At 61.4% G+C, this 22,144-nt stretch carries 22 protein-coding genes; 9 read left to right on the top strand and 13 right to left on the bottom strand.

The features are described 5' to 3' along the window. Positions 1-43: 43 nt before the first annotated feature. Both ACRDT3_RS13960 and ACRDT3_RS13955 read right to left on the bottom strand, forming a co-directional pair. Complete coding sequence (locus ACRDT3_RS13960) at positions 44-1,333, bottom strand: adenylosuccinate synthase (protein ID WP_431493552.1); 1,290 nt, start codon at positions 1,331-1,333, stop codon at positions 44-46. 155 nt (positions 1,334-1,488) lie between these two features. Next, on the bottom strand, positions 1,489-2,142 hold the full coding sequence (locus tag ACRDT3_RS13955; protein WP_431493551.1) for a Pr6Pr family membrane protein: 654 nt from the start codon (positions 2,140-2,142) through the stop codon (positions 1,489-1,491). A 176-nt stretch (positions 2,143-2,318) separates the two neighbouring features. On the opposite strand from ACRDT3_RS13955, the gene ACRDT3_RS13950 reads away from it, so the two are divergent. After that, positions 2,319-3,116 (top strand): MerR family transcriptional regulator, encoded by a 798-nt coding sequence (locus tag ACRDT3_RS13950; protein WP_431493550.1) that lies wholly within the window; start codon positions 2,319-2,321, stop codon positions 3,114-3,116. On the opposite strand, the gene ACRDT3_RS13945 is transcribed toward ACRDT3_RS13950, so the two are convergent. Next, positions 3,113-4,348 (bottom strand): ROK family transcriptional regulator, encoded by a 1,236-nt coding sequence (locus tag ACRDT3_RS13945; RefSeq protein WP_431493549.1) that lies wholly within the window; start codon positions 4,346-4,348, stop codon positions 3,113-3,115. The two genes, ACRDT3_RS13950 and ACRDT3_RS13945, sit on opposite strands and share 4 nt — an antisense overlap. A gap of 133 nt (positions 4,349-4,481) precedes the next feature. Between ACRDT3_RS13945 and xylA the strand changes: the two genes are divergently transcribed. The 4 genes from xylA to ACRDT3_RS13925 are packed head-to-tail and all read left to right on the top strand — an operon-like array spanning position 4,482 to position 8,982. Continuing rightward, positions 4,482-5,669, top strand: coding sequence for a xylose isomerase (xylA, locus tag ACRDT3_RS13940; RefSeq protein WP_417364588.1), 1,188 nt, complete (start codon positions 4,482-4,484; stop codon positions 5,667-5,669). Between the two features lie 40 nt (positions 5,670-5,709). After that, the gene (xylB, locus tag ACRDT3_RS13935) at positions 5,710-7,137 is read left to right on the top strand and encodes a xylulokinase (protein WP_431493548.1); all 1,428 of its coding nucleotides are present in this window, start codon (positions 5,710-5,712) and stop codon (positions 7,135-7,137) included. Between the two features lie 9 nt (positions 7,138-7,146). After that, complete coding sequence (locus tag ACRDT3_RS13930) at positions 7,147-8,415, top strand: FAD-binding protein (protein ID WP_431493547.1); 1,269 nt, start codon at positions 7,147-7,149, stop codon at positions 8,413-8,415. Positions 8,416-8,448: 33 nt separating this feature from the next. Continuing rightward, complete coding sequence (locus ACRDT3_RS13925; RefSeq protein ID WP_431493546.1) at positions 8,449-8,982, top strand: TetR/AcrR family transcriptional regulator; 534 nt, start codon at positions 8,449-8,451, stop codon at positions 8,980-8,982. On the opposite strand, the gene ACRDT3_RS13920 is transcribed toward ACRDT3_RS13925, so the two are convergent. The 4 genes from ACRDT3_RS13920 to kynU all read right to left on the bottom strand — a co-directional run bounded on the left by ACRDT3_RS13920 (position 8,979) and on the right by kynU (position 13,289). After that, positions 8,979-9,425 carry a hypothetical protein gene (locus ACRDT3_RS13920; protein WP_431493545.1) on the bottom strand — a complete coding sequence of 149 codons (447 nt, stop codon included), beginning with the start codon at positions 9,423-9,425 and terminating at the stop codon, positions 8,979-8,981. The genes ACRDT3_RS13925 and ACRDT3_RS13920 overlap by 4 nt on opposite strands. Positions 9,426-9,772: 347 nt before the next feature. Next, positions 9,773-10,396 carry a thymidine kinase gene (locus tag ACRDT3_RS13915; RefSeq protein WP_431493553.1) on the bottom strand — a complete coding sequence of 208 codons (624 nt, stop codon included), beginning with the start codon at positions 10,394-10,396 and terminating at the stop codon, positions 9,773-9,775. A 106-nt stretch (positions 10,397-10,502) separates the two neighbouring features. Beyond that, a complete protein-coding gene (locus ACRDT3_RS13910) occupies positions 10,503-11,885 on the bottom strand; it encodes an amino acid permease (protein WP_431493544.1) in 1,383 nt (460 codons plus the stop codon). A gap of 123 nt (positions 11,886-12,008) precedes the next feature. Next, positions 12,009-13,289 (bottom strand): kynureninase, encoded by a 1,281-nt coding sequence (kynU, locus tag ACRDT3_RS13905; RefSeq protein ID WP_431493543.1) that lies wholly within the window; start codon positions 13,287-13,289, stop codon positions 12,009-12,011. A gap of 127 nt (positions 13,290-13,416) precedes the next feature. On the opposite strand from kynU, the gene ACRDT3_RS13900 reads away from it, so the two are divergent. The 4 genes from ACRDT3_RS13900 (at position 13,417) to ACRDT3_RS13885 (ending at position 16,524) form a co-directional block, all read left to right on the top strand. Beyond that, a complete protein-coding gene (locus tag ACRDT3_RS13900; RefSeq protein ID WP_431493542.1) occupies positions 13,417-13,902 on the top strand; it encodes an Lrp/AsnC family transcriptional regulator in 486 nt (161 codons plus the stop codon). Between the two features lie 72 nt (positions 13,903-13,974). Then, positions 13,975-14,418 (top strand): hypothetical protein, encoded by a 444-nt coding sequence (locus tag ACRDT3_RS13895; protein WP_431493541.1) that lies wholly within the window; start codon positions 13,975-13,977, stop codon positions 14,416-14,418. Continuing rightward, positions 14,411-15,859, top strand: coding sequence for a sensor histidine kinase (locus ACRDT3_RS13890; protein ID WP_431493540.1), 1,449 nt, complete (start codon positions 14,411-14,413; stop codon positions 15,857-15,859). Before ACRDT3_RS13895 ends, ACRDT3_RS13890 begins: the two co-directional genes overlap by 8 nt. Then, positions 15,856-16,524 carry a response regulator transcription factor gene (locus ACRDT3_RS13885; protein WP_431493539.1) on the top strand — a complete coding sequence of 223 codons (669 nt, stop codon included), beginning with the start codon at positions 15,856-15,858 and terminating at the stop codon, positions 16,522-16,524. The genes ACRDT3_RS13890 and ACRDT3_RS13885 overlap by 4 nt, the downstream gene beginning before the upstream one ends. 18 nt (positions 16,525-16,542) lie before the next feature. Here the strand turns inward: ACRDT3_RS13885 and ACRDT3_RS13880 are convergent, their stop codons facing one another. The 6 genes from ACRDT3_RS13880 to ACRDT3_RS13855 form a co-directional block, all read right to left on the bottom strand. After that, the gene (locus ACRDT3_RS13880) at positions 16,543-17,361 is read right to left on the bottom strand and encodes a polyphosphate polymerase domain-containing protein (RefSeq protein ID WP_431493538.1); all 819 of its coding nucleotides are present in this window, start codon (positions 17,359-17,361) and stop codon (positions 16,543-16,545) included. Continuing rightward, complete coding sequence (locus ACRDT3_RS13875) at positions 17,361-18,029, bottom strand: DUF4956 domain-containing protein (RefSeq protein WP_431493537.1); 669 nt, start codon at positions 18,027-18,029, stop codon at positions 17,361-17,363. The genes ACRDT3_RS13880 and ACRDT3_RS13875 overlap by 1 nt, the downstream gene beginning before the upstream one ends. A gap of 286 nt (positions 18,030-18,315) precedes the next feature. Further along, positions 18,316-18,732 (bottom strand): DUF3151 domain-containing protein, encoded by a 417-nt coding sequence (locus ACRDT3_RS13870; protein ID WP_431493536.1) that lies wholly within the window; start codon positions 18,730-18,732, stop codon positions 18,316-18,318. Between the two features lie 2 nt (positions 18,733-18,734). Continuing rightward, on the bottom strand, positions 18,735-19,757 hold the full coding sequence (fbaA, locus tag ACRDT3_RS13865) for a class II fructose-bisphosphate aldolase (protein ID WP_431493535.1): 1,023 nt from the start codon (positions 19,755-19,757) through the stop codon (positions 18,735-18,737). A 196-nt stretch (positions 19,758-19,953) separates the two neighbouring features. Beyond that, positions 19,954-21,243, bottom strand: coding sequence for a peptidoglycan DD-metalloendopeptidase family protein (locus ACRDT3_RS13860; RefSeq protein WP_431493534.1), 1,290 nt, complete (start codon positions 21,241-21,243; stop codon positions 19,954-19,956). Between the two features lie 222 nt (positions 21,244-21,465). After that, entirely contained in the window at positions 21,466-22,122 is a 657-nt protein-coding gene (locus ACRDT3_RS13855) for a TrmH family RNA methyltransferase (RefSeq protein ID WP_431493533.1), read from the bottom strand. Between the last annotated feature and the right edge of the window lie 22 nt (positions 22,123-22,144).

Raw genomic sequence — 22,144 nt, 5'->3', positions numbered from 1 at the left:
GTTCATCTGCTGATGAACTGCGGCGGCTCCTTGACCCCAGGAACTAGTCCTTGATCAAATCGTGGCGCACGATGGTCTGATCGCGGTCCGGGCCTACGCCAATGGCGGAGATCCGGGTGCCGGAGATCTTCTCGAGGGCCAGGATGTAGTTCCTGGCGTTCTCTGGAAGCTCTTCCATGCTCTGCGCACCCGAGATGTCCTCGGTCCAGCCCGGGAAGTACTCGAAGATCGGCTTCGCGTGGTGGAACTCGGTCTGCGTCATCGGCATTTCGTCGTGGCGCACGCCGTCAACGTCATAGGCCACGCACACCGGGATCTGCTCGATGTTGGTGAGCACATCCAGCTTGGTCACGAAGTAGTCGGTGAAGCCGTTCACGCGCGAGGCGTGGCGGGCCAGCACGGCGTCGTACCAACCGCAGCGACGCGGGCGGCCGGTGTTCACGCCGAACTCGCCACCGGTCTTCTGCAGGTAGAGGCCCATGTCGTCGAAGAGCTCGGTCGGGAATGGACCGGCGCCCACGCGGGTGGTGTAGGCCTTGATGATACCGATCGAGCGGGTGATGCGGGTCGGGCCGATGCCCGAGCCGACCGATGCGCCGCCGGCGGTCGGGTTGGAGGAAGTCACGAACGGGTAGGTGCCGTGGTCCACGTCCAGGAAGGTGGCCTGGCCGCCTTCCATCAGCACGACCTTGTCCTCGTCCAGGGCCTTGTTCAGCTCGTAGGTGGAATCGATGACCAGCGGGCGCAGTCGCTCGGCATAGGACAGGAAGTACGAGACGATTTCCTCGACCTCGACGCTGCGGCGGTTGTAGATCTTGACCAGCAGTTCGTTCTTCTGGCGCAGTGCGCCTTCGACCTTCTGGCGCAGGATCGATTCGTCGAAGACGTCCTGCACGCGGATGCCCAGGCGTCCGACCTTGTCCATGTAGGCGGGGCCGATGCCGCGTCCGGTGGTGCCGATGGCCCGCTTGCCCAGGAAGCGTTCGGTGACCTTGTCCATGGTCTGGTGGTACGGGGCCACCAGGTGGGCGTTGGCCGAAACGCGCAGCTTGGAAGTGTCGGCGCCGCGGGACTCCAGGCCATCGATCTCTTCGAAGAGGGCCTCAAGGTTCACCACGCAGCCATTGCCGATAATCGGAGTGGCATTCGGGGAAAGGATGCCGGCGGGAAGGAGCTTGAGCTCGTACTTCTCGCCGCCTACGACCACGGTGTGCCCGGCGTTGTTGCCGCCGTTCGGCTTCACTACATAGTCGACCTTGCCACCGAGCAGGTCGGTAGCCTTTCCTTTGCCTTCATCGCCCCATTGGGCTCCGACGATCACGATTGCTGGCATGGGATCCTCCCCCTTGCTTAAAGCAGCGGTTGCGGCGTGCTTAGCGCCGTCCCGGCACGGTGCCGGACAAAAAATATGCCCCTGTCCTGCTCACTGAAACCCGAAGGTCCGTTGCAAGAGTTAGGGGCTCTTACGACCAAAGTTTACCGAAACGATTAGCGAATCTCGAGTTGCACGTCACGATGTCGCCCACGCAGGCCATAAGCAACAACCAGAAAAGCTATTCCCGCGAAGAGCACGGCAATGGAAACAACGTACAGGGCAATGACGGGGTATCCCTGATCCGGGTCGAGGAACGGGTAAGGAACCCATCCATCGGACGCTCCGCGAATCAGCACTACCCCGGTCCAGAGCAACGGGTAAATCAGCAATAGCGGCACCGCCCGGTAGGACAGGGAAGTACGGTCCCTGGCCAAGAGCCAATCGGCCAGAACCAGCAGAGGGCCGAGAATATGCATTACCCAATTCGCCCAAGGAAGAGGCACCCCGCCCGCGGCCCCCAAGGGTGCCAGCAAGGTGATGTAGATCAGCCCGACCACGACCATGCACAGGCTCGCCAAGGCACGCAGGCCCACAACCCAGCGGGGCATCGAAGCACCCTTGGCTAGGCCCATCAGCCCTGCGGTAAGCCCGGCAAGAACCACCACCAGATTCGACTGGATGGTGAAGTAGCCAAAGAAATTCAGCGGTTGCACCGGGCCCCGTGAGGCAGTGTCGGCGTAGGTCGCCACGATAGCGCCCAGGGTGGCCAGCGCCCACAGTATCCGAGCCAGGTTCAGGCAGCGCAAGGTGCTTTGACGGGTCTTCACCCTCGAAGACTATAGCCAACTGCTACCTCATCCAATGATTCATGCGCAGCGGCTCGGAGATTCCTGAACTTTGCCGGCCGCCAAAACCGCCCGGGAGAACCCTCACGATGCAACAATTATTCCAAAACCAGCCAAGGGCTTGACCCTGACACAGTGTGAGGGCGGAGAACTGAATCATGCTATCCATCGGGGCGTTTGCGCAGATCGGCCAGGTTACCCACCGCATGCTGCGGCACTGGGATACCGCCGGGCTGCTCAAGCCCGCCCATGTAGACCCGTACAGCGGCTACCGTTCCTACGACCCTTCCCAGCTCCAGCGCTTGCATCAGATCGTGGCCTTGCGCGAGCTGGGTTTCGGCTTGGACGAGGTTTCCCTGATCCTGGATCAGGGAGCCACCGCGGAAAAGATTGCTGAGCACTTGCACAATCGTGCCACGCAGGTCGAGGCCGAGCACCGGCTGGCCACGCAGCGGCTGCAGGATGTGCAACGGCGCCTGCGCTTGATCTCAAAGGAGAATCTCATGTCACGCATTGAAATCATCCACAAGCCACTGCCCGCAGTGCGCTTGGCCGCAGGCCGCTTCACGGTCTCCGAGCAACCTGAAATCGCTGGTCGCATCGGCCCGCTCTTCGACAGAATCGCGCAGTCCATTCAGGGCCAAAGCCTTGCCACGCCCATTGCGCAATACAACGGAACTGAGGATGGAGTAGAGGTCATTGCCGGATACGCCACTAACGCTCCCAACCTCGCCGATGTCGAAATCATCGAGCTCCCCGCGGTGCCCGAAGCCATCTGCGGAGTGCACCTCGGCTCCATGGACACCATCCATGAAAGCTGGCAGGCCGTGCACGAAGAAGTCCTAGCCCGCGGTTTGGTTCCGACCGGTCCGTGCCGCGAAGTCTACGTGCGTGCCATCTCCGAAGACCAAGGTGATTGGGTGACCGAACTGCAGCAGCCGGTAGGCGTCTCTTAACCCACCAGCTGATGTGGTGCCTCCAGCAGGTCCCCCGTCACGCTGCGCGCGGCACCGACCAGCGCACCCGTTTGGCCCAGCGGCGAGCACAGCAGTCGAGCCTGGCCGGCGATGCTCGGCGCGTGCACCTGGAGGCTGGCTTCCATGGCAGGGCGCAGCCACTGTTCCAGGGCGGCAAAGTGCCCGCCAAAGACTACCGTGGAAACGTCATACAGGCGCATGGCCGAGGCCACCGCAATTCCCAAGGATTTTCCGGCCTCGGCTACCGCGCTCACCGCGGGTTCGGTTCCGGTTTCCAGCGCTTGGAATAGCTGGTGGATCCGCTGTTGGCGCGAAACGCTATCGACCACCGCCCCTAGATCAGCGGCAGCCAGGATCGCTTCCTGCCCGGCAATGGTTTCCAAGCAACCACGACCACCGCAGCTGCAGGCCCTGCCCTCGGGGGCAATCACCACATGCCCGAGTTCGCCGGCATGCCCCTGGGGACCGGCAAAAAGTTCAGCGTCGATTATCAATCCGCCACCGATGCCCACTTCCCCGGAGACAAACAGGAAGTCGCGTTCTTGGACGTCCATCAACTGCTGCTGGGCCAGCGCTGAGGCGTTGGCTTCGTTAAAGAGCCTGAAGCGGATTTTGGCGTCGGGCAGCAATGCTGCGACATCCAGGTCTTGCCGCTCCCAGCCGAGGTTAGGGGCCTGCAGGACGGTGTACCGCTCCTCGTTGACCAAACCAGGAACAGCCAACCCGCCGCCGAGAATCATTAGCCCTTGGGCCCGGGCGGCAGCTTGGAGCCTTTGGCTCAGCTCTCCCAGCGCAGCGAGCACTTCGCCGGCTGTTGAGCTGTGGTTGGCACGGGGCAGGATTTCGTGTGCCAGCAGTTTGCCGCTGAGGTCCACCAGTCCGGCGGCTATGTAGTCAACGTTGATTTCCATGCCCATGACACAGCGTGCGGGGTTCAGGATGAGCCCCACCGAGGGCCGCCCGCGTTCCCCGTCGCGGTGCACGCCAATTTCGATAACTAGTCCGGCCGCCAGCAAATCAGCGACCAGGCTGGAGACCGAGGCCTTGGTGAGCTGGCTGAGTTGGGCGATATCGGCGCGTGATAACCGCTGGTCTTCCCCTGCGGATGCGATCACCGCCAGGACCCTGGCCAGGTTGGCTTTGCGCACGTCTCCGACGTTACCCGGGGCCGAAGAGCTTGCGGCACGGGCGCTAGACGCTGGTTGGCGCATGCCTTCTCCTTGAGAATTCTTTGGGACGAATCGTTCACTGCTCGCTATTGACTCTAGCGTATTGCCACCCATATAGTTCAGGACATAAACTAAATGGCGGAAGCCATACCACCCCGATCCAAGGATGCATCTCATGACTCTTCAGCCAACCGCCGCCGACCGCTTCACTTTCGGCCTGTGGACCGTGGGATGGACCGGTGCCGATCCATTCGGCGTCGCAACCCGCAAGAACCTGGATCCAGTGGAAGCTGTCCACAAGCTCGCTGAGCTGGGCGCCTACGGCATCACCTTCCACGACAATGACCTGATTCCTTTTGACGCCACCGCGTCCCAGCGCGAGCAGATCCTTTCGGACTTCCGCGCAGCCCTGGAAGAAACCGGCCTGAAAGTCCCAATGGTGACCACCAACCTGTTCAGCCACCCGGTGTTCAAGGACGGCGGCTTCACCTCCAATGACCGTTCGATCCGCCGCTTCGCACTGTCCAAGGTGTTGCACAACATCGATCTGGCTGCGCAGATGGGTGCCGAAACCTTCGTCATGTGGGGCGGCCGCGAAGGCGCCGAGTACGACGGCTCCAAGGATCTGGCAGCAGCGCTGAACCGCATGCGCGAAGGCGTGGACACCGCAGCCGGCTACATCAAGGACAAGGGCTACAACCTGCGCATCGCGCTGGAGCCAAAGCCGAACGAACCACGCGGCGACATCTTCCTGCCCACCGTGGGCCACGGCCTGGCCTTCATCGAGCAGCTGGAACACGGCGACATCGTTGGCCTGAACCCTGAAACCGGCCACGAGCAGATGGCTGGCCTGAACTTCACCCACGGCATCGCCCAGGCACTGTGGGCAGGCAAGCTGTTCCACATCGACCTCAACGGCCAGCGCGGCATCAAGTACGACCAAGACCTGGTCTTCGGCCACGGCGACCTGACCAGCGCATTCTTCACCGTTGACCTGCTGGAAAACGGCTTCCCAACCGGCGGCCCGAAGTACGACGGCCCACGCCACTTCGACTACAAGCCTTCGCGCACCGACGGCTACGACGGCGTTTGGGACTCGGCCAAGGCCAACATGTCCATGTACCTGATGCTCAAGGAACGCGCACAGGCCTTCCGCGCAGACCCAGAGGTCCAGGAAGCCATGAAGCTCTCGGGCGTCTTCGAACTGGGCGAAAGCACCCTGGACGAGGGCGAAACCGCAGCGCAGCTGATGAACGATGCCGCCAGCTTCGCCGACTTCGACGCCAACGCCGCGGCGCAGCGCAACTTCGCGTTCATCCGCCTGAACCAGCTGGCCATCGAGCACCTGCTCAACGCCCGCTAAACCGCTACGCACCCACCCACCGCAGAAAGCAGCCCGAACAATGACGCTCGTTGCCGGCATCGACTCGTCCACCCAATCATGCAAGGTGGTCATCCGCGACGCCGCAACCGGCGCCCTGGTCCGCTCCGGACGCGCCTCGCATCCCGAGGGCACCGAAGTGGATCCTCAGTTCTGGTTCTCCGCACTGCGGGAAGCCATTGCCCAGGCCGGCGGCCTGGACGACGTGGCTGCGATCTCGGTGGGCGGGCAGCAGCATGGCATGGTGGTACTCGATGAATCCGGCGCCGTGATCCGCCCGGCGCTGCTGTGGAATGACACCCGCAGCGCCACGGCGGCCACCGACATCATCGCCGAAGCCGGCAACGGCAACGCCGAAGCCGGTGCCGCCTACTGGGCGCAGCGCACCGGCACCCTCCCGGTCTCCTCCATCACGCTGGCCAAGCTGCGCTGGCTGAAGGACAACGAACCGGAAAACGCGGCCAAGGTCGCCGCCATCTGCCTGCCGCATGACTGGCTGTCCTGGCGCTTGGCGGGCTACGGTCCGGGTTCCGGCGCCGAAGGCCTGGCCGCGCTGGCCACCGACCGCTCCGATGCCTCGGGCACCGGCTACTACCGCGCCACCGAAAACGCCTACGACCTCGAAGCGCTCGAACAGCATCTGGGCCACGTCCCGATCCTGCCTGCCGTGGCCGGCCCGTTGGATTCCATCGGCACCACCCCGGCAGGGGCCAGCATCGGTCCGGGCGCCGGCGATAACGCCGCCGCCGGATTGGGCGTGGGCGCCAAGGTGGGCGACGTCGTGATGTCCCTGGGCACCTCCGGCACCGTCTTCGCGGTCGCCGATACCCCATCGGCCGATGCCTCCGGCCTGGTGGCCGGCTTCGCAGATGCCACCGGCAACTACCTCCCGCTGGTGTGCACCCTGAACGCCACCCGCATCTTCGATGCCACCGCAAGCTTGCTGCAGGTGGACCTCGAAGAATTCAACGACTTGGCACTGTCGGCCAACCCCGGCTCGGATGGGCTGACCTTGCTTCCGTACTTCGACGGCGAGCGCACCCCGAACCTGCCAGAGGCCACCGGTTCGCTGCACGGCATCACCCGCGCCAACTACACCGCGGCCAACCTGGCCCGCAGCGCCGTGGAAGCGGTCATCTGCTCGCTGGCCGACGGCCTGCGCGCACTCGAAGCCCAGGGCGTCGAAGCCCAGCGCATCATCTTGGTTGGCGGCGGAGCGCAGTCCCGCGCCCTCCAGCAGATCGCCGCCCAGGTACTGGGCCTGCCGATTACGGTCCCGGCCCCGGGCGAATACGTCGCCGATGGCGCGGCCCGCCAGGCTGCCGGCGTGCTGGCCGGAGCCTTCCCGGACTGGACCCGGGACACCACGCAGGTCCCGGCGGCGGAATCGACTCCGCAGGTACTAGAACGCTACCGCGCACTGGTCAAGAGCCAGTGGCTGGATAAGTAGGGATTAGCCGTGGAACTGCGCAACAAGGAACTGAACTGGGCGGGAAATCTTGAATACCGGGCCACGCAACTGCTGCATCCCGCCAGCCTCGAGCAGCTGCAGGAGCTTGTTCGCGCAGCCAAGGCCGTGAAGGTCCTGGGCTCCCGCCACTCCTTCAATGACATCGCCGATACCGGCGAAACCATGATCACCCTGGCCAAGATGCCAGAAGCCATCGAGATTGATGAGCTGGCCATGGCCGTGCGCGTCAGCGCCGGCACCACCTACGGAGCCCTGGCCGATGCACTGCAACGCGCCGGCTACGCCCTGCACAATCTCGCCTCCCTGCCGCATATCTCGGTGGCCGGCGCAGTATCCACCGGAACCCACGGTTCGGGCGAAACCCATGGCAACCTCGCCACCGCCGTGCGCACAGTTGAACTGGTGCTGGCCGATGGCTCGCAGCTGAGCGTGCAGCGCGGCGACGAGGATTTCAATGGCATCGTGGTCGGCCTGGGCGCGCTGGGCGTGCTGACTCACCTCACCTTGGATATCGTGCCGAGCTTCGAGGTGCAGCAGACCGTGTACCAGGACCTGTCCTGGGACAAGGTGCTCGACGGCTTTGACACCATCCAGGCTTCGGCCTACAGCGTCAGCCTGTTCACCGACTGGAGCGGCGAGCAGGTAGGCCAGGCCTGGCTCAAGCGCCGCGTCGGCGATGCGCTGGTAGAGCATATTGACCAGGGCCGGTTCGGCGGGTTCCCGGCGACCGCTGCACTGCACCCGCTGCCCGGTGCCGATGGCGGGATCTGCAGCATCCAGTTGGGCCAGTCCGGCGCATGGTCGGATCGCTTGGCGCATTTCCGCATGGACTTCACCCCCAGTGCCGGCGATGAATTGCAGACCGAATACCTGGTCCCGCGCGAGCACGCGGTAGAAGCGATCCAGGCTATCCGCAGGCTTTCGGCCGCCATCACTCCTCTGCTGCTGGTCTCGGAAGTGCGCACCATTGCCGCCGATGAACTGTGGCTCAGTGGAAACTACGGCCGCGACGGCATCGCCCTGCACTTCACCTGGAAGCCCCAGCAGGAGGCTGTCGAGGCGCTCCTTCCACGGATCGAGGAAGCACTGGCGCCTTTTGCGGCACGCCCGCATTGGGGCAAGCTCTTCGCAGCCACCTGCGCGCAGCTGGCCGGGCTGTATCCGAAGTTCAACGACTTCATTGCTTTGGCGCAGCGCCTGGATCCGTCCGGCAAGTTCCGCAACGACTTCCTGGACCGCACGGTGTTTGGAGCCTAAGCGCACGCAGGCGTTGCGACTAGACTTGTCACCATGGCATTGACTCAGTTAACGGTCGTGGACACCGCGGTCGGCATCCTGCAACAGTTCGGGTTGGCTGATTTGTCGATGCGCCGATTGGCCAAGGAACTCGATGTCCAGGTCGGTGCGCTCTACTGGCATGTGAAGAACAAGCAGGAGCTGCTGGCGCAGGTTGCGGCCCAGCTGCTGAACACCCCTGCGCTGTCGGTGGCTGCCGGGGACTACAACTCCCCATCCGAGGCGATCCTGCAGCTAGCACGCAAGCTCTACCTCGCATTGCTGCCGATTCAGGACAGCCCCGAGGTCATCGAAGTCGCCACCGCGATGCAGGCCACCGAGCTCCAGCCGGTGCTGCAGCTTCGCACCCTGCTGGAAGCAGCGGGGCTGCCTGCCGAAAATGCCCGCCATGGCCAGCAGCTTTTGCTGAACCACGTGCTCGGCTCGGTTGCCTACCGCCAGAACCTCGTGCAGCTCGATGTCGACGCACCACTGGCTGATGGCTTCGACTGGGGCTTGCAGCGGGCCGTTGCCGGCCTCATCGGCTAACGCCTCGCGCCGGGAATTCTCAGTTCTGCCAGCTCCCGCGCGCTAGCGGTCAATTCTCGAACTTCCTTCTTGGTCAAGGCAGCTTCCGGGTTATCGCTCAGGACCGAGACGTCCTCAATCAAACTAGCCAGGTAGTTCTTCGCTTCCTGCACCGAGTCGACAAGCAGCTGGGCTGCTTCGCACTGGATTTCCAGATACGCGAACTCGGCCAGGGCAATGTCAGCCACCCAACGAGCGATCACGGGCTTGTCGAGCACCCGGGCGGCGGCGATCCATTCCTGCGCGAAGTCCCAGTATGGTTGGGCGTCCTGCGTGATCCGGTGGTAGCCGAGCTCTTCGACCAGCATGTCAGGGTCGTGGAGCACTGCCATGGCGACAGCCTCGGCAGTACGCCCTTGCTCGATCGCATCATGCATCGAAGCATGCGTCAATTCCTTCTTCACGATTCCCTCCTGGACTCCCTGGTATCTGCTTGCGGCCGCAAGCAGGCGGTTCTTTCCGCCATGGGTTTTGCGCCCTCTAGCTGTCCGGCACGAACCGGTGCCGATGAATATTCGCATCCGTGGACTTCAGCACCGCGCCTTCGGGAGATCCCGATGCACCGGAGGCAAAGCCAGCAGGATGAATCTTCATTCTGGAGGTTCATCCTTGAATGGGTCATCGCAGCGAAAACGCTGAATGGGCCGGGGCCAGCATTACCCGGCTGGCCGCCACTGGGTGAACCGGCCGCCGGCGGCTTTCGGCCGGCGCGAAGCTGCCGGCCCTAAGTGCTACCGGCTAGCCCACCGAGCTAGCTCAGCTTGCCGCCGGATGCTTCCAGATAGCAGGCAGCGCACAGCGACTCGTACCAGACCTCTTCACCGTCGATAGCGACCTGGTCTCCATCAAAAACAATGTGGTCACCTGACCGGCGGGTATTGAACATGGCCTTGCGCCCGCAACGGCAGATGGTCTTCAGCTCTTCAAGGGAGTGCGCCAGTTCCATCAAGCGTGCCGACCCCGGGAAGGCACGGGTGCGGAAGTCGGTACGGATACCGTAGGCGAGCACCGGGACATCATCGAGCACGGCAATGCGCAGAAGATCATCGACCTGGGTGCGGGAGAGGAATTGCACTTCGTCGACCAGCAGGCAGGCTACCGGCGGCGCATCCACATGCGGCAGCAAGGCATCAGGGTCATCGCCGAGGCAATGGGCCGCGAACTTCTCGCGGAGGTTCTCTTCCGGCCCCACGCTGAAGTCGACTTCGCGTTCGATTCCCAGGCGGGAAACGATCGTTTTCTCGCCCTTGGTGTCAACCCCCGGCTTGGCCAGCAGGATACGCTGGCCGCGTTCCTCGTAGTTGAAGGCAGCCTGCAGCAAGCTCGTGGATTTGCCCGAGTTCATCGCTCCGTAGCGGAAATACAGCTTGGCCACCATTGCTCCTCGAAAGTTGCGGTGCCTGCCAACTGGCAGGCCCCTTAAGATCTTAGTGCCCGCGCCGCAGATCTCCAGCGAACCAGCACCGCGGATGATTGCCCTGCTACTTCGCCGCCGGCTGTTTCTTGCCGGCAAAAACCAGCCTGTAGAGCACCGACATCACGATGACGAAGGGAACACCGAAGATCAGGGTGTACTTGAATTCCGGCACGAAGAACGAGGTCACCAGCAGGCCGCCAAGCAGTACCGAGCCGAGAATCGACGCGGCCGGGTATCCTGGCAACTTGTACTCCAGGACGGCCCGGTCCAGGCGCACCTGGCGGCGGAAGGACACGTGGGTCACCAGGATCATGAACCACGTCGCCAGGGCGCCGAAGGTAGCCAGCGACATCATGATGCCGAAGCCTCCCTCAGGAACAATCGCGTAGACCAGTGCTGCCACGGCGATGCCTCCGGCAGACATCCACACCGCGTGGATAGGAGCGCCCGCGCTGTTGGTCCGGTGTGCCAGGCGCGGTGCGTGCCCGGAATCGGCCAGCGAATGCAGCATGCGGGTTGCCGCATAGAGCTGGGCGTTCATGGCCGAGAGCGCGGCAATGATGAGCACGAAGTTCAGTACCGAGTCGGCGAAGGGGATACCCATCTGGGACATCACAGTGACAAATGGCGATCCGCCGGCCAGCAGTTCGCTGGTGGGCGCCACCGCGAGGATCAGGGCCATGGTGAACACGTAGAAGAGCAGCAAGCGCAGGAAGGAGACCTTGAAGGCCTTGCGCACGGCGATCTTGGGGTTCTTTGCTTCGGCGGCGGCAATGGAGATCGCCTCGATGCCCATGTAGGAGAAGATCGCCACGATGACAGCGGTCCACATGCCGAACAGGCCATTGGAGAAGAAACCGCCTTCAGCCGAGTAGTTATGGAACCCGAACTGGTCGCTGGGGTCGTGGAAGACCAGCCAGAGGGCAATGATGATGAACGCGACCACCGCGAAGACCTTGATCGCGGAGAACCAGTATTCGGTGGTTCCGAAGATCTTCACGCTGGAGAAGTTCACGCCCAGAAGCGCGGCCGAGAAGACAAGGACCCAAACCAGCCCTGGAATCTCGGGGAACCAGTACTGCATGTACTCGCCTACCGCACTGACTTCGGTGCCCACAGCGAAGATCAGCGCAGACCAGTACAGGTACTTGGTCAGGTATCCAGCGAAACGTCCCAGGTAGCGTTCGGCGTAGACCCCGAAGGAACCGGCCACCGGCTGCTTAACGGTCATTTCCGCCAATGCGCCCATGACCAGCAAGGCGACTACGCCGCCAATGAGGTAGCTGATGATCACCGAGGGACCGGCCATGGCGATGGCGAGCTTGCTGCCCGCGAAAAGGCCGGTGCCGATGGCACTGCCCAGCGCGATCATGGACATCTGCCCAGGAGTCAGCGACTTCTTCAAACCCGAACCGACTTCAGTGGCGCGTACCGGCTGCTTGCCCAACGATGCTCCCTTTAGACCTATGCGAACAGCACGGCATCGAAAATGCCGTGCTGCTCTTAAGGTTACTCTCGCGCAGATTCGCTGGCTTCGGGGCACCAAGGCCTGAAAGCGGCGGAATTTGCGTTATGTCACGGCATTACGCACGGCGTACTCTTCGCGCTGCCAGGCATTGGTGTGCAGAATTTCACGCAGTTTCTCCACGGCATCCCAGATATCGGTGCGCGTCAGGTACAGCGGGGTGATGCCGAAGCGCAGGACTTCAGGTTCGCGGTAGTCCCCGATGACACCCTGGTCAATGAGCGCAGCGATGATTTCGTACCCATGCTCATGGCGGAAGCTGACGTGGCTTCCGCGAGCAGCATGTTCGCGTGGAGTCACAAGTTCCAGGCGGTAGCCGGCACAGCGGGTCTCAACCAGCTCGATGAACAGGTCCACCAGTTCCTGCGAGTTGGCACGCACCTTGTCCATGTCCGCTTCCAGCGCGATGTCCAGGCCAACCTCGATCATGGCCAGCGAAGTGACCGGCTGGGTGCCGCACATGAAGCGGCGAATGTCATTTGCTGGAGTGTAGCTATCAGCCATCTCGAAGGGCGACTTGTGCGACCACCAGCCGGACAGCGGCTGCCAGAAACGTTCATGGTGGCGGGCATTGACCCAGATGAAAGCCGGAGAGCCCGGGCCGCCGTTGAGGTACTTGTAGGTGCAGCCCACGGCGTAGTCGGCATCTGCTGCATTCAGGTCAATCGGCACTGCACCCGCGGCATGGGCCAAGTCCCAGACCACCAGGGCTCCGGAGCCGTGGATTGCTGCGGTGGTCTCGTCCATGTCCCACATGGAACCGGTGCGGTAGTTCACGTGCGACAGGGCAACCACGGCGACAGTCTCGTCCAGTGCAGCGCGCAGCGACACCTCGCCATCGATGAGCTTCACTTCATAGGCCACACCTGTTTCCTGCGAGAGCGAGTTGACCAGATCAGCCAATCCCTCGGCGATATAGATATCTGTTGGGAAGTTGTCGCGTTCGGTGAGAATCACCCGGCGCTGCGGGGCATCAGCCTTCTGCGTGCGCAGTGCCGATGCCAAGGCCTTGAACAGATTCAGTGTGGTGGTATCAGTGATCGCGGTTTCGCTGGGGTTCGCGCCCAGCAGCCGCCCCAGCTTGTCGCCGAGCTTCAGCGGCATCTCGAACCAGCCGGCGGTGTTCCAGGAACGGATCAGGCCCTGGCCCCATTCTTCGGTCACCACCTTGGCGGCACGTTCGGCCGCACCCTTTGGCAACGCGCCCAATGAGTTGCCATCGAGGTAGATGACGCCTTCCGGGAGGTTGAAGCGGTCGCCAAAGGCCACCAGCGGGTCTGCCGCGTCCAACTGGGCAAGGGTCTCTCGGGTCAGTTCCGTGGTCATTGGATCTCCTGTTCAGCCAAGATCAAAGCGGGAGAACTTCCGTTCTCCATGGTGTTTCCATCGTAGAATCAGATTCGATATAGTGCGACTAAATCTGAACTTTCCCAAAGAATTGAGTTGATCAACCGTGGCAGGTTCATTATGGACAGTTCAAGGCGATGCCAAGCCGAATCCTGTTCGTGTAGACGAAGCGGATTTGTCCATTCTCACCGAGCTGAGCAAGGATGCTCGAATTGCCAATAACGTCCTGGCTGCAAAAGTCGGCCTGGCGCCGTCCACATGCTTGGGCCGGGTGAAAGCCCTCGCCAAGGCGGGGGTGATCACCGGCTACCATGCTGCGATCAATGAGCAACTACTTGGCGTGGCCGTCAACGCCATGATCTCTATTGTGGTCTCGTCCACAGCCCGAGACCGCTTGCTCTCCTCGGCGCATCAGCTCAAAGAGCTCGCCGAGGTCAAGGAAGTCTTCGTTCTTGGCGGCTCGCCGGATTTGCTGGTACGGGTGGCTACCCGAAGCATCGAAGACCTACGGGCATTCGTGGCCGCGCACTTGGGTTCCAACCGCGCGTTCTCATCCACCCAGACGGTAATTATCTTCGAGCACCTGGCTTAGCCGAGACAGGCTTTTCGTCATCTAACGGCGTCTCTCATCTATATCTCATTTATTTCAGCCACAATGAAAAACATGGGAAAGGAAGCTTTGCGCCGCGTCTTTGCGACAATCGCTGTAATCGCAGTCGTGTTTCTTGGCGCTTTCGGAATCAGCCAAGCCTTGGAAGGTCCGGCGGACCAGGACCTCGGGGAAGGGTTCATCTTCGAAGAAGCAACTCCGTCTCCGACGAGCGGCACCCCCAACAGCCCCTCCTCTTCGCCTTCTGCCCCGGCGACTGAATCCCAAAAGCCGTCCTCCAGCCCGAGCACCTCCGCCAAGCCGAAAACCTCGGAAAAGCCTAAGCCTAGCGCTACCCCGACACCGAAGCCCAAGCCGAAACCTCCAGCACCAGCACCAGCACCGCCAAAGAAGACCGTCGTCCCGCTGCCTCCTTCGGGCACCCAGTACGACGATGATGACGACGATGACGACTACGACGACTACGACGATGACGATGACGACGACGACGATGACTAGAGCGCCAGAACGCCGGTGGTCCATCCGAGCACGGGTCCTGACCGGCATGATGCTCCTGGTAGGCCTCGCCCTGCTGGCAGCGGGTACCGCGAGCTTTGCGGTTCAACGCCACGAACTCAATGAACGCCTCGACGAGTCATTGACCCGCACCGTCAAGGAATTCGAAGTTCTCACCGATACTGGTGTCGATCCGCGAACCATGGAACGCTTCAAGCACGCCGAAGACTTGCTGTATATCGCAATGCAACGCACCCTGCCCTCCCCGAAGCAGGGCATGCTCTCCCTGGTTGGTGACGAGGTGCGTTGGACCGCACCGGATATCGTCAACACCCGACTGGAAGATGATCCGGAATTCCTCGAATGGGCCAGAAGCGTCCAGGACGCCAACCATATCCGCTTGGGAACTGTCGACACGGACATCACGACCTACCGCGCCGTCGTTGTTCCGGTTAGCCTCCCTGCAGACCACGAGCATGGCGCCTTCGTGCTGGCCTATGACTACTCTGCCGAGGCCATCGCCAACGACCGCAACTTCATGATCTATGGTGCCGTCGGCGCCTCGGTCATGCTCGTGGCCGCACTGGCCGCCTGGCTTGTGGTTGGACGAATGCTCGACCCGATTCGCCGCCTGCAAACTACCGCACAGCAGATCTCGGAGACCGACGTATCCCAGCGCATTGAAGTTTCCGGAAATGACGAATTCGCCGAACTGACGGTCACAGTCAACGAAATGCTGGATCGCCTTGAAGGCGCGCTCAGCTCCCAACGCCAGCTGCTTGATGATGTCGGGCACGAACTGCGCACGCCGGTGACTATCATCAACGGGCATCTGGAACTGATGGATCCCAACGATCCCGACGACGTTGCCCAGAGCCGCGATATCGCCATGGATGAGCTCGGGCGCATGTCCTTGCTGATCAATGACCTGGTCACCCTGGCAAAGTCCAACCGCACGGATTTCCTCCAGGTGGAGCCGGCAGAAGTCGGCAAGCTGCTTGACGACATCCTCGACAAGGCCCGCGGCCTCGGTCCGCGCCAGTGGCGCGTGGACTACCGCACGGAGGCCACCGTGGCTCTCGACCCGATCCGGACCACCCAGGCCATGCTTCAGCTCTGTGCCAACGCGGTGAAGTTCTCTGCTGCGGATAGCCGCATCGGCTTGGGCAACGAGATCGTCCGGGATGGGCATGGCAACACCACTTTGCGCTGGTGGGTATCCGATGCGGGCGTGGGCATACAGGCTGAAGATCTTGAACGTATTTTCGAGCGCTTTGGACGGGGCCAGAACTCTGTTCGTTCTTCCGGGTCCGGTCTGGGGCTGAACATCGTGCAGGCCATAGCGGAGACCCACGGCGGACGCGTGTGGGTGAACTCGGAACATGGCAAGGGTTCCACGTTCTACATTGACATGCCATTGACGACTGGAAGCAAGGAAGCATGAGCCAGATACTGATCATTGAAGACGAACCGCGAATCAGTTCGTTCGTAGCCAAGGGGCTGCGTGCTGCGGGACTGACCTCATCCATCGCAGAAACCGGACATGATGGCTTCACCCAGGCCATCGAGGGTGATCATGAGCTGATCATCCTCGACCTTGGCCTGCCAGATGAGGACGGCTTCTCGGTATTGCGGCGTCTGCGCGCCGCGCAGATCGATACCCCGGTGATCATCTTGACCGCACGGGGCAGCGTGGAAGACACTGTAGCCGGCCTGCAGAACGGCGCCGATGACTACATGGCCAAGCCATTCCACTTCGATGAGTTGCTGGCGCGGGTGCGCTTGCGCCTGCGCGCCGAGGACAACGCACCCGAAGTTTCCTCGCTGGCCCACGAGGACCTGATCATGGACCTGCTGCGCCGCCGGGTGACGGTCAATGAGCGCGAAGTCGACCTTTCCGCGCGTGAATTCGCCTTGGCCGAGGCCTTCTTGCGCAACCCGGGCCAGGTGCTGAGCCGCGAGCAATTGCTTTCCCGGGTCTGGGGCTATGATTTCGACCCCGGATCCAACGTGGTGGATGTGTATGTCCGCTACCTGCGCAACAAGCTCGGCTCGGAACGTTTTGAGACGGTACGCGGATTCGGCTACCGACTCGCCTCGGAGCGGTAGCCGAATCCTGCACGGGATCTAGCGCAGCGTCGGATCCGGGACGAAGCTCTGCTGGAGCAAACGGCTCCAGCGATTGGCCGGCAGCTGCGGGTTCAGCAGTGCAATGCCGATGCAATACTTGGACATCGATACCTCTCGGATGCCCAGCTCGGCCAAGGCCTGGTCCGAAGCTCCCCGGCCATCAGCGGACTTGGTTTCCACGACAATCAAGTCTGGTCCGTCAACCCTCGATTCGCCGTTGGCGTATTCCAGCTCGACGTCACAGGTCAGCCGTTCGCCGTCGATGGGGTTCACGAAAGTTGCACGCCGGTAGGCGCTGTCCAGCACTGGCTGCAGCTGGGGGACTTCCTGCCCGTACTCGCGGCGCAGAACCGATTCCAGGAACTCCAGGTTCTCTTCGGTCAGCTCGCCCGCGCTGTCCAGATCCTGCTCGACGCGGTGCTTCACCGTCGACCCGCGAAGCCCCTTGGTCTTGATCTCGAACATCGACAGCCCGGTGTCAGCATAAGTGCGCGAGCGCACCTTGTATCGCCGGCGCCGTCCCTGGCGGTGGGCGCGGTACTGGTCGTAGTCCTCGGTATCGAAATACACCGATTCGTAACGGAAGGTACGCAGGCCATCGATCTGCATGATCTTGAATTTATCGCCCAAGCGCTCGGATAAGGCCGTGAACTCCTCTGGGGCCAGCAGGAACTTCTTGTCGACTCGGGTCTGCAGCGCGGCTTCGGAGATCACGTCTTCGAGACTGATCGGTTCCCGGGCGATGACGGCTTCTTCAAGAGCCGCGCGCGCCTGGGAGGCAACGAGGTCCGCGCCCTTGGTTGCAAGCGTAGTCATCAGGACCACGTCTCCTGCTTGGCTCCGTTCTGCGCTGCCGGTGCGGACTGGCTGTTCGCCAATTCATAAGTGCCGGAGAAGCTCTCGGATGCGCTGGATTTGGCATTGGACTTGCTGCCGGCAGCGTTGGTACGGAAGCGGACATCAACGATGGTCAGGTCGCGGACCATGTCCAACTCGACAACTACGGTTCGCAGCACCTTGGCATCCAGCAGTTCTTCCAATGCAGCCTGCAGATCCGCCTTCTTCGGGTAGGCACGCTCCAGGGTCACGGTCTGGCGCTCGGTGCGTGGAGCGAAGCTCGGGTGGTCAGCGAGGAACATCACCAGGACCAGGGCCGCGGTGGCCGCTGGAGCCAGCCATGCCGGGTCCGGGTGCAGGCCGTTGACCAATCCGATGGCCAGTGAAATGAAGTAGTAGGCCACTTCTTCCTGGGTCAGGGTGTCCGAACGGAGGCGGATAATCGAGAGAATGCCGAAGAGGCCCAGGCCAAGCCCCATGCCCGCGCCGCTACCCGAGAGCAACAAGGTGACAGCGAAGATGCCCATGCTCAAAGCAATATAAGCCAGCACGAGGTCGCGGCGGAAGTGGCGGCGGAAGTACACGAAGTACACGAGAACCGTAATGCCGATGACGTTGGACGCTAGTCCCATCCAGAATGACAACATTGCTATCCCTTTCAAAGGTGTGAAGTGACGATCCCTTCTAAATGAACTTTAGGTGAACTAAATGAGTCCAAAAGTAGAACAACATGAGAACGCCCTCATGTTACTGAATGAGTCTTGACCTGTATGTTTGCCTTCTGCTGACGGAGAGGATGACGTCTGGCAGGTATTACTCAGCTTCCGCGCACCCGATTTCTCTTACTTCTTGAGCACGCCCTCGATGCGTTAAACAGCTAACGGCGGCTATTCTCTTTGCGAGAATAGCCGCCGTTTGCGGTTGAAATATCGCTTACTTGCCAGCTTCGATTTCAGCCTTGGCAGTGGCATCCGAGTCATTGAGGAACTTGCCAATACGGTCGACTTCTTCAGTCTCCCCGATGGCGGCAGCTGCACGGCCCAGCGCGTAAAGCGAACGCAGGAAGCCGCGGTTTGGCTCATGACGCCAAGGCACAGGGCCCTGTCCGCGCCAGCCGGCTTTGCGCAGGGAGTCCAAGCCGCGGTGGTAGCCAACGCGTGCGAACGCGTAGGACTCCACAATGCGGCCCTCACTGTGCGCTTCGTTGGCAAGCAGCGCCCAAACCAGCGAAGATGCAGGGAACTGAGCAGCAAGATCTACCGCTTCGTCACCGGCTTCGTAGCGTGCCAGTAAGTCGGTTTCCTCGGGCAACAGTGTCTCTGGGATACCCAGTAGATTCTCTCCGACCATGGTTACTTCAGCGACTTTCCGGCCGAGCCTAGCTGCTGGGCAGCTTCAACGATGCGGGCAGCCATGGACTCTTCAGCCTTGGCGCCCCACACGCGTGGGTCGTAGGTCTTCTTGTTGCCAACTTCGCCGTCGATCTTCAGCACGCCATCGTAGTTGCCCAGCATGTGGCCAGCGACCGGGCGGGTGAAGGCGTACTGGGTGTCGGTGTCGATGTTCATCTTGATCACGCCATAGGCTACTGCGTCAGCAATTTCCTGCTCAGAAGAGCCCGATCCGCCGTGGAATACCAGGTCGAATGGGTTCGCCTTGCCGATCTTGGCGCCAACCTGAGCCTGGATATCCTTCAGGATCTCTGGGCGCAGCTTTACGTTGCCTGGCTTGTACACGCCGTGGACGTTGCCGAAGGTCAGCGCGGTGATGTAGCGTCCCTTTTCGCCGGCGCCCAAAGCCTCGATGGTAGCCATGGCATCTTCGACGGTGCTGTACAGCTTGTCGTTGATCGCGTTCTCGACGCCGTCTTCTTCGCCGCCAACGGCACCGATTTCAACTTCGAGGATCTGCTTCGCGGCAGCGGTGCGTGGCAGCAGTTCAGCAGCAATACGCAGGTTCTCTTCGAGGGTTTCAGCCGAACCGTCCCACATGTGGGAGTTGAAGAATGGATCGCGGCCTGCAGCGACTTCAGCCTCCGAAGCGGCAAGCAGCGGCAACACGAAATCGTCCAGCTTGTCCGCTGGGCAGTGGTCGGTGTGCAATGCGATGTTTACGCCGTAGTTCTTGGCAACCTGGCGGGCGAAGGCTGCGAAGCCCAGCGAGCCGGTAACCATATCCTTGATGGATGCACCAGACCAGTATGCGGCGCCGCCGGTGGAGACCTGGATGATGCCGTCGGATTCAGCCTCTGCGAAGCCGCGAATTGCGGCATTCAGAGTCTGCGAGCTGGTCACGTTCACTGCTGGGAAGGCGTAGCCGCCTGCCTTGGCAGCATCGATCATTGCATTGTACTTATCGGGGGTTGCGATAGGCATGCTTCACTCCTGGTGATTAGCGAGGTTACGCGTCTCCATTGACGGCGGTTCGCCATCCATCCTATCGGCTATGTCACTAACTAAGCCCTAAATCTCGTATCGTGACACGGGGAATTCCGCGGTTTACCGCAAAGCAAACGGCCAACCCAGATGAGAGCTTGTCTCATTACGGTTGGCCGCTGGCTTTTTACGTTCTCTATTCGGTTGTTGCGCTTACAGAAGTGCTTCCCGACGGAGCTAGCTGCGTCTTGGTCGTGGTGCTTGGCACTGATGCAGAGCTCTTGGAAGCTGTCGGAGTTTCAGTTCCGGTAGAGGTCGACTTCGACGAATCCGTCTTCGGTGCAGAATCTGAGCCGGCTGGAGGATCTGTAACGACTTCTTCAGACTCCGTTGGTTTTTCCGGATTCGAAGTGACCTCCACCTCAGGCTCTTCCGTGGGTTCAGGTGCCGTGGATTCGCTCTCGCCTGGACTCTTCGAATCGTCTGGGCTCTGCGAACCACCTGGACTCTGCGAACCACTTGGACTCTGTGAACCGTCAGGGCTCTGTGAACCGTCAGGGCTCTGTGAACCGTCAGGAGACTGCGAACCGCTTGGAGTTTCGCTCTCGCTCTCGCTCGGCGACGGGCGCTGCGACTCCGATGGGGTCGGCTTCGGCCGTGGAATGACTGGAGTGTCATCCTCAGGGACAATGACGTCTGGATCCGGACCGCTTGGAGCCCGATCAGGAACCCGCGAGCCGTTGCCCTTCGGGGCACTGCCCGCATTGACCGTCAGCCGCTGCGAATTAATCATTGCCTGGCGCTGCCCCGGAATGGTTGGCAGGTAGTTACGCGGATCGTGCCAACGGCCGTCGATGATGACTTCGAAGTGCACATGGCAACCGGTCGAGTTGCCGGTAGTGCCAGCCAGGGCAATCAGCTCACCCTGCTCAACCCGTTGCCCCACCTTGGCAATCAACTTCGAATTGTGGCTGTAGCCAGTCTGGACATTGCTGCCGTGATCAATAGTCACTCGCATGCCGGAGTGCCCGGCCCATGCCGATACGGTCACCGTGCCGGCTTCAGAAGCGTAGACCGGCGAGCCGCAAGAAATCGGGTAGTCCTGGCCAATGTGAATCTGGTTGCCAGGGCCGGTAGGGTTGGAGCGCCAGCCATAAGGGCTGGAAATTCGACGGGTCTTGACCGGGTGCATCAGTTGCAGGTCGCCAGGCAATTTGCCGAGTTCACCGACCATGCCCGCGAGCAGAGCTGAGGATTCGTTGTCAATGCTGGACGCCTCGGAATCAGCATCAGCACCATCAAGCATTCCAACTGGACGGCCGTCAATGGCCAGCTCCTTGCCGGAACCGCCGAATGCGTTCAGCGGAGCGTCGGCACTGACATAGACAGTTCCGTTGAACAATGACGGATCAGCAACGGCATCGATGCCCACAGGGATGTCGCCCTGCCTGGAGTCGCCGACCTGAGCCATGATCGGGATCGCCAAGGCTCCCGTCAGCCCTAACGCGGCGACGATAGAAGTCGACCATATAACCAGTGGCCTTCTGCGCCGAGGCAGCCCCGGCAACAACAAGTCATGGTTCACTTGATGACGTCGTTTCACGACCGCCCTCTCCCAGATCACGTTTTCATAACTAAAACCCAGCGTAGGCTGAAAATGATAACTAATCCAGATGCTCGACTAAACTCGTCAGTATTAAATTTCCTGTTAACCTACTTTTTGCCCAAACACGTGCCTGCGCACCCATGCGTGCATAGCAATTCCGGCTGCGGAAGCCGCATTGATTGAACGAGTCGAGCCGAACTGCTCGATGGACAAGGTGTCCTTGGCCGCGGCGTGGACTTCCGGGCTAAGCCCGGGACCTTCCTGCCCAAAGACCAGCACGCAGTTCTTTGGCAGGTCGTAGGTTTCCAGTGGAACGGAGTCCGGGAAGATATCGATTCCCAGAATCGTCAATCCCTCGCCCTCAGCCCAGGCAACGAACTCCTCCACCGTTGCATGGTGGCGTACGTGCTGGTAACGATCAGTAACCATGGCGCCTCGTCGATTCCAGCGGCGACGGCCGATGATATGGACTTCCTTGGCCAAGAAGGCGTTAGCGCTGCGCACCACGGTGCCGATGTTCATATCGTGCTGCCAGTTTTCAATGGCGATATGGAAATCATGGCGGCGTTCGTCAAGATCAGCAATGATGGCGTCCATCGTCCAGTAGCGGTACTTGTCCGCAACGTTGCGCCGGTCGCCCTCGGCAAGCAGCTGGGGATCATATTTCCCGTCGGTTGGCAGTTCCCCTTCCCAGGGGCCCACTCCGATGACATGCTGCGCGCTGGGATCATTAACTGGTTCATGCGTTTCTTCGTTCACAGTATTAAGCCTAGTTCGTTAT

It is taken from the genome of Glutamicibacter sp., from assembly GCF_050701915.1.
Classification (GTDB): Bacteria; Actinomycetota; Actinomycetes; order Actinomycetales; family Micrococcaceae; genus Glutamicibacter.
Note: the sequence above shows the minus strand (reverse complement) of the source record. Positions and strands in the feature narration are given on the sequence as shown.

Excerpts from the sequence above, each read along its gene's own strand:
- ACRDT3_RS13945 (WP_431493549.1), bottom strand. The coding sequence starts at position 4,348 with ATGCGCCAACCAGCGTCTAGCGCCCGTGCCGCAAGCTCTTCGGCCCCG.
- kynU (WP_431493543.1), bottom strand. The coding sequence starts at position 13,289 with ATGACCACGGAACTGACCCGAGAGACCCTTGCCCAGTTGGACGCGGCA.
- ACRDT3_RS13895 (WP_431493541.1), top strand. The coding sequence starts at position 13,975 with ATGGGAAAGGAAGCTTTGCGCCGCGTCTTTGCGACAATCGCTGTAATC.
- ACRDT3_RS13960 (WP_431493552.1), bottom strand. The coding sequence starts at position 1,333 with ATGCCAGCAATCGTGATCGTCGGAGCCCAATGGGGCGATGAAGGCAAA.
- fbaA (WP_431493535.1), bottom strand. The coding sequence starts at position 19,757 with ATGCCTATCGCAACCCCCGATAAGTACAATGCAATGATCGATGCTGCC.
- ACRDT3_RS13875 (WP_431493537.1), bottom strand. The coding sequence starts at position 18,029 with ATGTTGTCATTCTGGATGGGACTAGCGTCCAACGTCATCGGCATTACG.
- ACRDT3_RS13925 (WP_431493546.1), top strand. The coding sequence starts at position 8,449 with ATGGCATTGACTCAGTTAACGGTCGTGGACACCGCGGTCGGCATCCTG.
- ACRDT3_RS13870 (WP_431493536.1), bottom strand. The coding sequence starts at position 18,732 with ATGGTCGGAGAGAATCTACTGGGTATCCCAGAGACACTGTTGCCCGAG.
- xylB (WP_431493548.1), top strand. The coding sequence starts at position 5,710 with ATGACGCTCGTTGCCGGCATCGACTCGTCCACCCAATCATGCAAGGTG.
- ACRDT3_RS13950 (WP_431493550.1), top strand. The coding sequence starts at position 2,319 with ATGCTATCCATCGGGGCGTTTGCGCAGATCGGCCAGGTTACCCACCGC.
- ACRDT3_RS13890 (WP_431493540.1), top strand. The coding sequence starts at position 14,411 with ATGACTAGAGCGCCAGAACGCCGGTGGTCCATCCGAGCACGGGTCCTG.
- xylA (WP_417364588.1), top strand. The coding sequence starts at position 4,482 with ATGACTCTTCAGCCAACCGCCGCCGACCGCTTCACTTTCGGCCTGTGG.
- ACRDT3_RS13880 (WP_431493538.1), bottom strand. The coding sequence starts at position 17,361 with ATGACTACGCTTGCAACCAAGGGCGCGGACCTCGTTGCCTCCCAGGCG.
- ACRDT3_RS13885 (WP_431493539.1), top strand. The coding sequence starts at position 15,856 with ATGAGCCAGATACTGATCATTGAAGACGAACCGCGAATCAGTTCGTTC.